This window comes from uncultured Oxalicibacterium sp. (genome assembly GCF_913776015.1).
GTDB lineage: Bacteria > Pseudomonadota > Gammaproteobacteria > Burkholderiales > Burkholderiaceae_D > Oxalicibacterium.
Map to the genome: position 1 here is coordinate 21,005 of NZ_CAJYMD010000018.1, position 14,717 is coordinate 35,721.

Consider the following 14,717-nt stretch of genomic DNA (forward strand, 5'->3'; position numbering starts at 1 on the left):
AGTGTGCTCCGTCTTCTTGATCCTATTGCTGACTCTCATGACTGCAGTGGCACGGCGAACCGTGTTGCAATTTGACGTTTTCCTGAAGGTCATACGCAGAAATAGCGGTAACCTCGAAAACCGTTACCGATCATGCCGGGTATTGCAGGCAATCGCAATAGATCGCAACGACCTCTTTTATGGCGCAGCAAGCGGATGTACGGCAGCGCACATCCGACATCAAAAATTTATCCATGCATCAACCTTTTGCGGTAAATACTCTTCCGTACGCGCGCGTATACATAGGACTGCCAGTACAACACGTGCCCAGCGCAGTTGCCCGCATTTGATCGCACTTGCAAACACGCACCAGAATGAAAACAGGACCCACCATGTCTGCCGCCCACCCTCTTCCGATTCCGCACTCTTGCCGACGCATGTTGCTTTCGCTGTGCGCGGTCGTGGTGTGCCTGTCGATCAGTGCCTGTGCCTCACTGCCCGATGTCAGTTATCTCAATACACGTCTGGATGCACAAGCCACGCCGACCATCAAGACGGCCAGCGGCGCCCTCCCTGATACCAAGGCCGAATCGCTGCTGGCCAAACGTCTGCGTCGCGACAAGGTCGATCTGCCGCAACTGGCAGCGCTTGAAGAAGCCGCTACCGGTAGCCCGCTTATCGCCGGCAATGAACTGACCCTGCTGAACGACGGCCCCGAAACCATCAAGGCGATGACCGCTGCCATTCGTGCGGCCAAGGACCACGTCAATCTCGAAACCTACATCTTCGGCAAGGAAGGTCTGGGGCAGGAATTCGCCGACCTGCTGATCGAAAAGCAGAAAGAAGGCGTGCAGGTCAATCTGATCTATGACAGCGTGGGCTCGATGAGCACGCCGCCCGAATTCTTCCGCCGGCTGCGCGATGCGGGTGTCGCTGTGGTGGAATTCAATCCCATCAACCCTTTTGCCCGCTTCGGGCGCTGGAAACTCAACAACCGCGATCACCGCAAGATTCTGGTGGTCGATGGCAAGATCGCCTTCACGGGAGGCATCAACATCACCAACGAATATTCCTCTGGTTCCCTCTTCCGATCACGCAACAAGAATCACGAAGATTTGGGATGGCGCGATACGCACATCCGTGTCGAAGGCCCGGCAGTGGCCTCGTTCCAGTGGCTGTTCATGCAGACATGGGTAAGCCAGCGTAACGACAATCTGTCCGATCGCAATTACTTCCCGCCGCTGACGGCGGCCGGCAACAAGATTGTGCGTGTCATCGCCAGTGAGCCGGGCGGCGATTACGAGGTGTACAAGGCGTATGTGCTGGCACTGCAGGAAGCGAAAAAAACCATCCACATCACCAATTCCTACTTCGTCCCTGATCGTCAGCTCATCGAAGCACTCACGGGCGCTGCCAAACGTGGCGTGGACGTAAAGCTGGTCTTTCCCGGCATGTCGGATGCCAGCCTCGTCATGCATGCCGGCCGCTCGTTCTACAGTGAATTGCTGGCGTCGGGCGTGCGAATTTTTGAATTGCAGGCATCGGTACTGCATGCCAAAACCGCCGTCATCGACGGTTACTGGTGTACGGTCGGTTCAACCAACCTCGACATGCGCAGCTTTCTGCATAACAGCGAGGTCAACCTGATCGCGCTCGATCTGGAATTCGGCAAGATTATGGAAAGTGCCTTCCAGGAAGACTTGCGAAACTCCATCGAAATCACGACCGAAGAATGGGAAAAACGCCCCGCACAGGATCGCCTGCGTGAATGGTTTGCGCGACGCTTTGAATACTGGCTTTGATGATTATGCGACGGCGGAAAAAAGGAAATTTGCCGAGAAAATGCGGCTAGAAAACAGGCAACGCGTCAGACGGCCAGCCATTCACGGCACAGATCGTCATGCATGTGCAGCGTTTGCGGCGTGCCTTGATGGACGATACGACCGAGCCCCATCAGGTAAAACCGCTCGGAAATCGACAACGCAATCGACAGCTTCTGCTCGATCAGCAGCACCGCTGTGCCACGATCCGCCACTTCCTTGAGGAAGTCGGCGATCAATGCCACCAATTGCGGTGCCAACCCTTCCGTCGGTTCGTCCACCAGCAACAATGACGGATTGCCCAACATGGCGCGCGCCAGAGCCAGCATTTGCTGCTCGCCTCCCGACAGCACACCAGCCGGCACCTCCAGCCGGGCAGCCAGCTGCGGAAACAGGCGCAACATGTCGTCCCGCGTCCAACCCGGTTTTTCTCCGGCACGCTCACCCAGCAACAGGTTCTGCGCTACCGTCAGCGTGGGAAAGACATCCCGACTTTCCGCCACATAGCCAATACCGGCACGTGCGATACGGCTGGTTTGCCAACCCGCAATCGCTTGCTGCCGGAAATGGATGCTGCCGCGGCTTGTCACCAAACCCATAATGGCTTTGACCAGCGTCGAACGCCCCGCACCGTTACGGCCAAGCAGGCTGACAATCTCGCCTTCACCGATCTGCAAATCGATGCCATGCAGCACATGGCTCTTGTCATACCAGGCGTGCAAATCGCGTAGTTCGAGTAGAGGCTTCATGTGCACGACTCCATTAAACCGCCAAGATAGGCTTCCTGCACGCGTGCATCGGAACGTATCTTGTCAGGGATGTCGCAGGCGATCAGCTCGCCATTAGCCAGCACCGCGATGCGATCCGCCAATCCGAAAACCACGCTCATGTCGTGTTCCACCATCATCAAGGTCTTGCCAACTGTGACCTCGCGAATCAGGCGTACTGCCGCTTCCGACTCGGAGCGACTCATGCCGGCGGTGGGCTCATCCAGCAAAATCACATCGGCATCACCCGCCATGGCAATACCGATTTCCAGCGTGCGTTGTTCGGCGTAGCTGAGCGCGCCAGCAGCGACATCGCGCCGTGCTGTCAGACCAAAGCGTTCGAGCAGCGCATCCACACGTTGCTGTACATCCGTCAGGCCGCACAAGCGACGCCAGAATGTGTAGCGGTAACCGAGTGCCCACAACGTCGCGCATTGGAGGTTTTCCGCCACGCTCAGGCGCGGAAAGAGTTGCGTGATCTGGAAGCTACGCGCCAGACCGCGACGATAGATTTCCTGCGGGGTACGGCCGACAATACTCTCGCCACGCAGGCGAATATCGCCACTGCCGGGTTGCAACTTGCCGGACACCAGATGAAACAGGGTGGATTTGCCAGCCCCGTTCGGCCCGATCACGGCAAGCCGTTCGCCTGCAGCTATCTGCAAATCGATGCCATTGAGTACGGTCGTCGAACCAAATTGCATGCAAAGCTGCTGGATCGCCAGTGGAGGAATCGAAGAAACGCTGTTCATGCGCCCTCCTTGGTCATGCCAAAGAACATCTTCCGTGAAGAGTGGGAGTCAAGAAAATGACCCCGCATGAAATGCCATCCAACCAAACCATTGGTCACGAGTGTCGCCGCCACCAGCCACGGCACAGCGTGGCGCGGATGCACATTCATCCCGAAAAACTGCATGCCGGCACCGCCATCGCTCTGCCGCAGGTGATACAGCATTTCAATCATGAGCACCGTGCCGCCAAGCAGGGACATACCAATCAACATGCCGGCGATGCAAAAGGCGAATACCTGCGCTCGCCTTCCGGCTTGCCAGCCGACACGCGCCTGCATTAACACCCCGGCAATACCGGACGGCGCCAGCAATACCAGACCAATGAAGAACAGCCCCAGATACAGTTGCCAGGCTGCCGTATAGGCGGACAGGCTGACCGTCAGGAAAACACCAACGATCGCGCCAATCACCGGCCCGAAGAAAAAGCCTGTACCACCGATGAAGGTGAACAGCAGGATTGCCCCCGAACGTACCGTTCCAAGATTCTCGGCACTGACGATTTCAAAATTGATGACACTCAAGGCACCGGCAATCCCGGCAAAAAATGCCGAAATGATGAGCGCCAGATAACGCACGCGCTTGGGATCGTAGCCAATAAAAGCAGCACGTTCCGGATTGTCGCGCACGGCGTTGAGCATGCGGCCAAGCGGCGTCAGCTTGAAGCCATACATTGCCAGCGTGCAGACGAACAGCCATGCAGCAATCAGGTAATAGACTTCGATCTGCGGCCCGAACGTCAGTCCCAGTAACGGTGCACCCACCACGCGGTCGGTCATGATGCCGCCCTCGCCGCCGAAGAATCCGGGGAACATCAGCGCACTGGCAAACACCAGTTCAGCCATGCCGAGCGTGATCATGGCAAAGCTCGTTCCTGCCTTGCGCGTTGTCAGATAACCGAACAGCATGCCGAATCCCATGCCGGCCAGGCCGCCGAACAGCGGCGACAACGCAACGGGTAGCGGCCATGCCTGCGCTGCTGCATGATTGAGCAGATGCGCCGTGCAAAACGCCCCCAGCCCCGAGTAGATCGCATGACCGAAAGACAGCATGCCGCCCTGCCCCAACAGAATGTTGTACGACAGGCAGAGAAGGATGAAGGTCCCCATCTGGCAGAGCAGAGAAATCGACGCACCGCCACCAAACAGCAAAGGGGCAGCCAGCAGCACTGCGGCATACAACATCCATACGGGCCACGGATGTCCGCGCGAATGCATGCGTTTGCTCTGCACGCTCATGCCTCCCGCGTGCCCAGCAAACCGCGCGGCCGCACGATGAGAATCAGCACCAGCAGCAGATAAGGCAGGATAGGCGCAATCTGTGCCAGCGTCAGGCGCCACAGCGGACCATTCCCAGCCGGCACACCCAACCACGCAAACAGATCACCAATGCCGTAATCGAGTGCCACGCTGAACGTCTGCAACACGCCCACCAGCAGCGAAGCCAGTAATGCCCCGCCCAGCGAACCCATGCCGCCAATCACCACCACCACGAAGATGATGCTGCCAAGCGCATGCGCCATGCCGGGCTCGGTCACGAAGGCATTACCGCCGATGACGCCTGCCAGTCCGGCCAACGCACAACCGCCGCCAAATACCCACATGAAGATACGCTGCACATCGTGCCCGAGCGCTTCCACCGCCTGTGGATGCGTGAGTGCCGCACGAATCACAAGACCGATACGCGCGTGGCGCAGCAGAAACCAGATCGCCGCCATCATCAGCAAGGCAATCGCCATCATGAAGGCGCGATAAACCGGAAAGGTCGTCGTGTACAGCGTGAACAGCGAGCCGCGTAATTCCGTCGGCACCGCATACGGCACAGCCATGCGGCCCCAGAGCAGTTGCACGAGTTCAACGATCACATACGAGAGGCCAAAGGTCAGCAGCAGTTCGGCCGTCTTGCCGTGACGATGCACAGCGCGCAGGCCGTAGCGTTCAACCAGCATGCCAAGCGCACCGACCGCCAGCGGTGCCAGCACCAGCGCTGCCCAGAAGCCGATGGCATCGCTGATCGCGTAGGCGAAATACGCGCCGATCATGTAAAAGCTCGCATGCGCAAAATTGAGCACGCCCATCATGCTGAAAATCAGCGTCAGGCCGGACGACAGCATGAACAGCAGCAAGCCGTAGCTCACGCCATTGAGCAGGGAAATCAGGAAGAATTCCAAGATAGATTCTCGACAGTCGATCGAAGTACGGTCGCTGCGCAGGAACGGTCATTTGCGAAAGGCAGGCAGATCAAGCATCCTGCGCCGCCCACCGTTCAACCTGCGCCTCGACGATATCAGCGAGACGGACGACTCATCTGGCAGGAAGTCGGTTGCGCAGCGACGTAAGCATCAATTTTACGCTCGGTGCGCCAGCCGAAACCTGTATTTTCGGCATCGAAGCGGACATCGCTCTTGTTCTGATGCACGAACGTGGCGATGTACAAAGGCTGCTGAATCTGGTGATCGCTGGCCCGCATGACGACTTCGCCGTTCAGGCTCTTGATTTTCATGCCTTCCATCGCATACGCGACGCGCACCGGATCGGACGAGTTGGTTTGCGTCATGGCCTTGCCGAGCATGCCGAGAATCGTATAAGTCGTCATCGCGTAGTAATCGTCGTTGTACTTTTTCTTGAACTGCTCGACGATGTCACGTCCGACATACCCCTCGTTATTAGCATTCCAGTAACCGATGTACTTCACGCGATCCAGTCCCGCATCGCCGATTGCCGTCGGCACGCCAGTCGTACTGGCATAGAAGGTGTAGAAACTGGCTTTCAGATCGGCGTCGCGTGCCGCCTTTACCAGCAGCGACAGATCGGCACCCCAGTTGGCCGTGATCACGCTGTCGGCACCGGACGCCTTGATCTTGGCGATATAGGGAGAGAAATCCTTGACCTGCCCGATTGGATGAAGATCATCACCCACGATCTCGATATCGGGACGCTTGCGCTGCAGGTAGGCACGCGCGGAGCGTGATACTTCCTGTCCGAGCGCGTAGTTCTGGCCGATCACGTACACCTTGCGAATTTCCGGCCTGGATGCCATGTATGAAGTCAGCAACTCCATCTTCATATCCGAATTCGCATCGAAGCGAAAATGCCAGAAGCTGCATTTCGCGTTGGTCAGCGCAGGATCGACCGCCGAATGATTCAGGAACAGCACTTCCTTACCGGGATTGCGCTCATTGTGCTTGTTGATCGCATCGATCAACGCCAGCGACACCCCGGAACCATTGCCTTGCGTGATGTAGCGATACCCTTTGTCGATGGCCGACTTCAACTGGATCAGGGCTTCCTGGGGACTGCCCTTGTTGTCGAAACCCACGACTTCGATGCTGCGGTTGCCAGCCCATTTCTGCTGATTGGCCACATCGGCAACGAGTTGAAAACTGCGCAATACGTTGACACCGCCCGGCCCGAACGGACCGGACAAGGGATCGATAAAGGCAATCTTGATGGTTTCGGCATGCAGCACAGGCACCGAACTACACAGAACAAGCGCGGCAGCCAGGTGCCTCCAGGCGCGAAGAGGTGAAATAACTTTCATGAAATCGTGAAGAAATTTTCAAATAACAAGTGAGGCGGTTTATACCATATTCATGGTAATGATCTGTCGTTTTTTGCCTTGCCGACAAGGTCTGTTCGTCTCTGTCACAATGCTGTTTCCTTCATTGACCACGCAGCCGAGCTGCGAAGGGATACCGCCTTTGACTTCTCCGCTTTCCACGTCGACGCATATCATTGACATCGATACACTCACCTTCGGCAACGATTTCGCCAGCCTGCCGCCCGCGCATTACACCAGACTGCAACCCACACCTTTGCCGTCGCCCTATCTGGTTGCCGTCAGTCCGCATGCCGCCGCGCTAATCGGCATTGACGCTGCTGCCTTGCAAAGCCAGGCAGCGATCGACCTGTTTACCGGCAACGACATCCCGGACGATGCGCAGCCCCTGTCGGCCGTCTATTCAGGCCACCAGTTCGGCGTGTGGGCCGGGCAATTGGGCGATGGGCGTGCGATTCTGTTGGGCGATGTGCCTGCCGCCGAAAACCCTGCGGCAAGCGGCGACAACAACATAAACGTGCCGCACCGCATGGAATTGCAACTCAAGGGGGCCGGTCTGACGCCGTATTCGCGCATGGGAGATGGTCGCGCCGTATTGCGTTCGTCGATCCGCGAATTCCTGTGTTCGGAAGCCATGGCTGCACTCGGCATTCCCACCACGCGCGCACTCTGCATCACCGGCTCGGATCAAATGGTGCTGCGCGAGCGCCCGGAAACCGCCGCTGTTGTCACCCGCATGGCCCCGACGTTCGTGCGGTTCGGCTCGTTCGAACACTGGTTCTACAACCAAAAGCACGATGAACTGAAAACGCTGGCCGATTACGTACTGGCGCGCTTCTACCCGGCGCTGCAACAGGCCGAAAATCCTTATAAGGCATTGCTGACCGAAGTCACGATACGCACGGCCCGCCTGATGGCGCACTGGCAGGCGGTCGGTTTCATGCATGGCGTGATGAACACTGACAACATGTCGATTCTCGGCCTGACGCTGGACTACGGCCCGTTCGGCTTCATGGAAGCCTTCGATCCGCACCACATCTGCAATCACACCGACCAGCAAGGCCGCTATTCCTATGCGCGCCAACCGCAGATCGGCGAATGGAATTGCTTCGCGCTGGGTCAGGCGCTGCTGCCGCTGATCGGTACGGTAGAAGACGTGCAGGCGGCATTGCGTATCTACAAACCAGCGTTCGCCGAACACTTCATGGACTTGATGCGCGCCAAACTCGGGCTGCAAACCGCCCATAACGACGATGCTGCTCTGTTCGATCATATGTTCAACATCATGCAGGACAGCCACGTCGATTTCACGCGCTTCTTCCGCAAGCTGGGCGAACTGAAGATGACCGCACCCGGCGAAGCCGACAGTGTGCGCGATCTCTTTCTTGATCGCACCGCCTTCGATGAATGGGCGCTACAATACGCCGCACGCCTGCAGGCTGAAGCCAGCGACGATGCGGCGCGCAAGCTTGCAATGGACGCCGTCAATCCCAAATACGTGTTGCGCAACTATCTGGCGCAAACCGCCATCGAAAAGGCGGAACAGAAAGATTTCACCGAAGTCGCACGTTTACTCGCCGTTCTTGAAAAACCGTTCGACGAACAGCCTGAAAACGATCACTATGCCGACCTCCCGCCCGATTGGGCCAACGATCTTGAAGTGAGCTGCTCATCATGATTGAAAAAGTCGTTAAGACCGATGCCGAATGGCGTGAACTCCTGGATGACGATTCGTACGACATCACGCGCCACGCCGCTACCGAACCGCCCTTCACCGGTCGTTTCTGGGATCACCACGAAGCCGGCATCTACACCTGCGTCTGCTGCGACACGCCGCTGTTCGCATCCGACACCAAGTTCGATTCCGGCTGCGGCTGGCCCAGCTACTTCAAGGCGCTGAACCCCAACACGGTCAAGGAAAAAGTCGATTACAGCTACGGCATGGTGCGCACCGAAGTCATCTGCAATATCTGCGATGCCCATCTCGGCCACGTATTCAATGACGGCCCGCCACCGACCGGCTTGCGCTACTGCATCAATTCCGGCGCGCTGCGTTTCTCGCCCATGCCTGAATTGAAGTAACGGTATTGACCTAACTTTCCCCAACCTCAGCACGAGTCATCATGAAGTTTCTGTTCGATCTGTTCCCCGTCATCCTCTTCTTCGGCGTTTTCAAGTGGGGTGAAGGCAATGCCGAAACCGCGCAGGCGCTCGGCCAGCAATATCTGTCCAGCCTCGTTTCGGACGGCATGGTGACCGCCACGCAAGCACCGATCCTGCTCGCCACCGCCGTCGCCATCCTCGCCACGATCGGCCAGATCGGCTACCTGCTGGCGCGTCGCCGCAAGGTCGATACGATGCTGTGGGTATCGCTCGTCATCATCGCCGTCTTCGGCGGTGCAACGATCTACTTCCACAACGAAACCTTCATCAAGTGGAAGCCGACCGTGCTGTACTGGGCGTTCGCCGCCATCCTGCTGTTCAGCCAGATGTTCTTCAACAAGAACATCGTGCGCGCCATGCTCGAAAAACAGATGGCTCTGCCGGAAGGTATTTGGCGACGCGTCAATCTGGCATGGGTCGCCTTCTTCCTGACGATGGGCCTGCTCAATATCTACGTTGCCTATACTTTTTCGACCAATGTCTGGGTCAACTTCAAGATGTTTGGCGGCATGGGCCTGATGTTCGTATTCATCGTCGCCCAAAGCCTGATGCTTTCCAAGTACATCAAGGAACAATAAATACTCATGAGCAACCGTATCGATCTCATCCGCAACCGCCTTGTTGAAACTTTTGCACCATCGGTCTGTCAACTTGAAGACGAGTCGGCGCTACACGCCGGCCATGCAGGCGCTGCATCCGGTGGCGGGCATTTCAAGCTCACTATTGTTTCAGCGCAATTTGAAAATCAGAGTCGCGTTAACCGGCATCGGCTGGTGTATGATTGCCTCGGTGACATGATGAAGAAAGACATCCACGCACTGGCCATTACGGCACTGGCGCCATCCGAAGTTTGACATGCGCCTTTCCAGCATCGCCTTCCGTTGCTAACAATAACGACACTCATATTTCCTTAGGAATAAACATGATCAAACCCGCACATTTGCTGGTCGCATTACTCGTATCCGCTTCCGTGCCAGCGATGGCACAAAACCTCGCCGTGGTGAACGGCAAAGCTGTCCCCTCGTCGCGCGCCGACGTCATGATCAAGCAAATGGCTGCCCAGGGTCAGCAAGACACGCCTGAACTGCGTGCCATGGTCAAGGAAGAACTGATCAACCGTGAAATCCTGATCCAGGAAGCCGACAAGCTGGGCCTCGGCAACAATGCCGACGTCAAGGCACAAATGGAAATCGCCCGCCAGTCCATCCTGATCCGCGCTCTGGTTGCCGATTACCTCAAGAAAAATCCGGTCAAGGATGCCGAAATCAAGGCTGAGTACGACAAGTTCCGCGCGCAAGCCAGCGACAAGGAATACCATGCTCGCCACATCCTGGTAGAGACCGAAGATGAAGCCAAGGCCATCATCGCCAAGCTCAAGGGCGGCGCCAAGTTCGAAGACCTGGCCAAGCAATCCAAGGATCCAGGTTCGGCTGCCAACGGCGGCGATCTGGACTGGGCAGCGCCATCGGCATTCGTGAAGCCATTCTCGGACGCCATGGTTTCGCTGAAAAAAGGCCAGTTGCTGGAAACCCCGGTGAAGACCCAGTTCGGCTACCACGTGATCCGTCTTGACGACGTGCGTACCGCCAAGATTCCTACCTTGGAAGAAGTCAAACCGCAAATCGCCGAATCGCTGCAACAGAAAAAATTGCAAGCGTATCAGCAGCAACTGCGTGCCAAGGCTGTCATCAAGTAAGCTGAATGCACCATCGATAAAAAGCGCTCTTCGGAGCGCTTTTTTATTTGCTGCGTGTTAGCTTAAAGCGCAGTCAAGAAATACTCTCTTCTCATATCCAAAGATGGCGTCGAATCGCCCTCATGAATACCGGAGTCGACGCAAGCAGCGTATCGGAAACGGCATGTTGGGAGCGTATGAAGCAAGGGGCCAATCTCTTTTCCTTTCACTTGCCGCCCACAAGCATTCATCTATGAGGTCTTGCCAAAAGACGTACCACTCTTTTTTGATTCGCTCACAACCAAAACGACAGCAAAGCAGTGCTGTCCTGACAGGCACAAATAAAAGCGATCGCTCAAACAAAAAGAGAGGCCGTGTGGCCTCTCTTTTTGTTTGATGCGGCTGTAATCAGCCGATCCATTTGCGCGCGTTGCGGAACATGCGCATCCATGGCGAATACTCGCCCCACTCTGCCGGATGCCACGATTGCTGCACGGTGCGGAACACGCGCTCTGCATGCGGCATCATCACGGTGAAACGTCCGTCCGGTGTCGTCACCGACGTAATACCTTGTGGCGAACCATTCGGATTGTATGGATATGCTTCGGTGGCATTGCCCTTGTTGTCAATGAAACGCATGGCGACGATGGCTTTTTCGATATCGCCGGTCTGCGAGAAATCGGCGAAGCCTTCACCGTGCGCCACAGCGATCGGCGTTTGCGTGCCAGCCATCCCGTCGAAGAAGATCGAAGGCGAGGACGCCACTTCGACCATCGAGAAGCGGGCCTGGAACTGCTCGGCCTTGTTGCGCGTGAATTTCGGCCAGGCTTGTGCACCGGGAATGATGGACTTGAGGTTGCTCATCATCTGGCAGCCGTTGCAGATACCCAGCGCAAACGTATCGGCACGCTCGAAGAACATGGCGAATTCATCGGCCAGTTGGGTATTGAACAGGATGGTCTTGGCCCAGCCTTCGCCCGCGCCCAGCACGTCGCCATAGGAGAAGCCACCGACGGCGATGGTGCCCTTGAAATCGGTCAACGAAGCACGGCCGGCAATCAGATCGCTCATGTGGACGTCCACCGCGTCGAAACCGGCGGTGTGCATGACGTAGGCGGTTTCGATATGCGAGTTGACGCCCTGCTCGCGCAGGATCGCAACCTTGGGACGCTTGCCGGTTGCGATGAATGGCGCAGCAATGTCTTCCTGCATGTCGAAGGTGACGAGCGGCGTCATGCCGGGGTCGAGCTTGTCGAGCAGGCGTTTGTACTCTTCGTCCGCGCAATCCGGATTGTCGCGCAGGCGTGCAATGCGCCAGCCTGTCTCGCTCCAGAAACGATGCAGATCGATACGCGACTGGCTGTAGATCACCTTGGCATCACGCGTGAATTCGATGCTGTTTTCATTAGTCAGCGTGCCGATGATGTGGCTGCAGGCGCCGAGGTTATACTCGCGCAGCACGTTCATGACATCCGATTTCTCGCTTTCACGCACCTGGATGACGGCACCCAGTTCTTCGTTGAAGAGAGCGCGCAAGGTCATGTCGTTGCGACGCTCTGCGACCTGATCTGCCCAGTTTTTGGCATCGCCTTCGTCGCTGGCGGCACCGTCGAGCGTCAGGATATCGAGGTTGATCGACAGACCGGCATGACCGGCAAATGCCATTTCACACAGCGTGGCGAACAAGCCGCCATCCGAACGGTCATGGTAGGCCAGCAGCTTGTCCTCGGCATTGAGGCGCTGGATCGCGATGAAGAAATTCTTGAGGTCTTCCGCGCTATCAACATCCGGCACGTCGTTGCCGATCTGCTGCATCACTTGCGCGAAGGACGATGCGCCCAGACGGTTCTTGCCGCGACCGAGATCGATCACGATCAGCGAAGTGTCGCCGGCATCGGTACGCAGTTGCGGCGTCAGCGCCTTGCGCACGTCGGTGACCGGTGCAAAGGCCGAGACGATCAGCGAAACCGGCGAGACAACAGCCTTGTGTTCGTTTTCCTCTTTCCAGGTCGTGCGCATGGACAGCGAATCCTTGCCGACCGGGATGCTGATGCCGAGCGCCGGGCACAATTCCATGCCAACGGCTTTGACGGTATCGAACAACGCGGCGTCCTGTCCCGGCTGGCCGCATGCCGCCATCCAGTTGGCCGACAGCTTGATATCGGAAATATCGGCAATCGGTGCGGCGGCAATATTGGTCAGCGCTTCGCCCAGCGCCATGCGGCCGGATGCGGCCGCATCGATGACGGCCAGCGGCGTGCGTTCGCCCATTGCCATCGCTTCGCCGAGATAACCTTCGAAGCTCATGGTGGTAACGGCACAATCGGCCACCGGCACTTGCCATGGGCCGACCATCTGGTCGCGCACCGTCATGCCACCCACGGTACGATCGCCGATGGTGATGAGGAAAGACTTGTCCGCCACGGTCGGCAGACGCAAGACACGGATCGACGCTTCCAGCAGATCGATGCCCGTCAGGTCGAGCGCCGGCAGAATCGGTTGCACATGCTTTACATCGCGATGCATTTTTGGCGGTTTGCCGAGTAGTACGTCCATCGGCATATCGACCGGTTCATTGCCGTGTTGGGGATCGATCACCTTGAGCTGGCGCTCTTCGGTAGCCGTGCCGACGACCGCAAACAGGCAGCGTTCGCGCTGGCACAGGTACTCAAACTGCGGCAGGCTTTCCGGTGCAATCGCCAGGACATAACGTTCCTGCGATTCGTTGCTCCAGATTTCCTTCGGCGCCATGCCGCTTTCTTCGAGCGGTACCTTGCGCAGATCGAAAATCGCGCCGCGCTTGGCATCGTTGGTGATTTCGGGGAAGGCATTCGACAGGCCGCCCGCACCGACGTCGTGAATCGACAGGATAGGATTGTGGTCGCCCATCGCCCAGCAGGCGTTTATAACTTCCTGCGCACGACGTTCCATTTCAGGATTGCCACGCTGTACGGAATCGAAATCCAGATCGGCCGTATTGGCGCCGGTTGCCATCGACGACGCGGCGCTGCCGCCCATGCCGATGCGCATGCCGGGGCCACCCAACTGGATCAGCAGACTGCCGACCGGCAGATCGTGTTTCTTGGTGTGCTTGGCCGAAATGCTGCCGATACCACCGGCGATCATGATCGGCTTGTGATAGCCCTGCACTGTGCCCGCCACATTCTGCTCGTAGGTACGGAAATAACCGCCGAGGTTGGGGCGACCGAATTCATTGTTGAAGGAGGCGGCACCAATCGGGCCATCGATCATGATCTGCAACGGCGAAGCGATGCGGTCCGGCTTGCCATAAGCGACAGACTCGGCACCCTGCTCCGCCGCTTGCGTGACGTCATGACGGTTTTCCCATTGCTGGATCGCATCCGGCAGCATCAGGTTGGAGACCGTGAAACCGCACAGGCCGGCTTTTGGCTTCGCACCACGGCCGGTTGCGCCTTCGTCGCGAATCTCGCCGCCGGCACCCGTCGATGCGCCAGGAAATGGCGAAATCGCGGTTGGGTGGTTGTGCGTTTCGACCTTCATCAGAATATGCGTCAGCTCTTCCGATTCGGCATACAGATTGCCCGCTGCCGCACCGCGCGGATAGAAGCGCTTGACAGTCGCACCTTCGATGATCGAGGAATTGTCGCTATACGCGACCACTGTTCCGCGTGGTGCAAGCTGGTGCGTATTCTTGATCATGGCGAACAGGGATTTGTCCTGTTTTTCGCCATCAATGGTCCAGTCGGCATTGAAAATCTTGTGGCGGCAGTGTTCGCTGTTGGCTTGGGCGAACATCATGAGTTCGACGTCGGTCGGATTGCGCTTGGCCGTCGTAAAGGCATTGAGCAGGTAATCGATCTCGTCTTCGGAAAGGGCCAGACCGAGTTCGCTATTGGCATCGACCAGTGCCTGACGGCCACCTTGCAGCACATCGACAAATGCGAGCGGCTTGGCTTCCAGTTCGTTGAACAGACCGGCGGCGGCA

12 protein-coding genes are annotated in these 14,717 nt (G+C 57.5%); 6 read left to right on the top strand and 6 right to left on the bottom strand.

What is annotated here, in order from left to right:
• The first annotated feature begins 371 nt into the window (after positions 1-371).
• On the top strand, positions 372-1,781 hold the full coding sequence (cls, locus tag QZ725_RS02890) for a cardiolipin synthase (protein WP_293776128.1): 1,410 nt from the start codon (positions 372-374) through the stop codon (positions 1,779-1,781).
• Between the two features lie 65 nt (positions 1,782-1,846).
• Here the strand turns inward: cls and QZ725_RS02895 are convergent, their stop codons facing one another.
• The 5 genes from QZ725_RS02895 to QZ725_RS02915 form a co-directional block, all read right to left on the bottom strand.
• Positions 1,847-2,548, bottom strand: a complete 702-nt coding sequence (locus QZ725_RS02895; RefSeq protein WP_293776130.1) for an ABC transporter ATP-binding protein — start codon at positions 2,546-2,548, stop codon at positions 1,847-1,849.
• A complete protein-coding gene (locus QZ725_RS02900; RefSeq protein WP_293776131.1) occupies positions 2,545-3,318 on the bottom strand; it encodes an ABC transporter ATP-binding protein in 774 nt (257 codons plus the stop codon). The genes QZ725_RS02895 and QZ725_RS02900 overlap by 4 nt, the downstream gene beginning before the upstream one ends.
• Positions 3,315-4,592 carry a branched-chain amino acid ABC transporter permease gene (locus QZ725_RS02905; protein WP_293776132.1) on the bottom strand — a complete coding sequence of 426 codons (1,278 nt, stop codon included), beginning with the start codon at positions 4,590-4,592 and terminating at the stop codon, positions 3,315-3,317. The genes QZ725_RS02900 and QZ725_RS02905 overlap by 4 nt, the downstream gene beginning before the upstream one ends.
• Positions 4,589-5,524: a branched-chain amino acid ABC transporter permease gene (locus QZ725_RS02910; protein WP_293776134.1), complete on the bottom strand. Its 936-nt coding sequence runs from the start codon at positions 5,522-5,524 to the stop codon at positions 4,589-4,591. Before QZ725_RS02910 ends, QZ725_RS02905 begins: the two co-directional genes overlap by 4 nt.
• Positions 5,525-5,640: 116 nt before the next feature.
• Positions 5,641-6,894, bottom strand: a complete 1,254-nt coding sequence (locus tag QZ725_RS02915) for a branched-chain amino acid ABC transporter substrate-binding protein (RefSeq protein ID WP_293776135.1) — start codon at positions 6,892-6,894, stop codon at positions 5,641-5,643.
• A gap of 160 nt (positions 6,895-7,054) precedes the next feature.
• Between QZ725_RS02915 and QZ725_RS02920 the strand changes: the two genes are divergently transcribed.
• The 5 genes from QZ725_RS02920 to QZ725_RS02940 all read left to right on the top strand — a co-directional run bounded on the left by QZ725_RS02920 (position 7,055) and on the right by QZ725_RS02940 (position 10,771).
• Positions 7,055-8,590 (top strand): protein adenylyltransferase SelO, encoded by a 1,536-nt coding sequence (locus tag QZ725_RS02920; RefSeq protein WP_293776136.1) that lies wholly within the window; start codon positions 7,055-7,057, stop codon positions 8,588-8,590.
• Positions 8,587-8,994: a peptide-methionine (R)-S-oxide reductase MsrB gene (gene msrB, locus QZ725_RS02925; RefSeq protein ID WP_293776137.1), complete on the top strand. Its 408-nt coding sequence runs from the start codon at positions 8,587-8,589 to the stop codon at positions 8,992-8,994. The genes QZ725_RS02920 and msrB overlap by 4 nt, the downstream gene beginning before the upstream one ends.
• Before the next feature lie 41 nt (positions 8,995-9,035).
• On the top strand, positions 9,036-9,653 hold the full coding sequence (locus tag QZ725_RS02930; RefSeq protein WP_293776138.1) for a septation protein A: 618 nt from the start codon (positions 9,036-9,038) through the stop codon (positions 9,651-9,653).
• Between the two features lie 6 nt (positions 9,654-9,659).
• Positions 9,660-9,929 (top strand): BolA family protein, encoded by a 270-nt coding sequence (locus QZ725_RS02935; RefSeq protein ID WP_293776140.1) that lies wholly within the window; start codon positions 9,660-9,662, stop codon positions 9,927-9,929.
• Positions 9,930-9,997: 68 nt separating this feature from the next.
• Positions 9,998-10,771, top strand: coding sequence for a peptidylprolyl isomerase (locus QZ725_RS02940; RefSeq protein WP_293776141.1), 774 nt, complete (start codon positions 9,998-10,000; stop codon positions 10,769-10,771).
• 387 nt (positions 10,772-11,158) lie between these two features.
• Here the strand turns inward: QZ725_RS02940 and purL are convergent.
• Positions 11,159-14,717: phosphoribosylformylglycinamidine synthase (gene purL / locus QZ725_RS02945; protein ID WP_293776142.1), on the bottom strand; the 3,559-nt coding region annotated here is incomplete at its 5' end.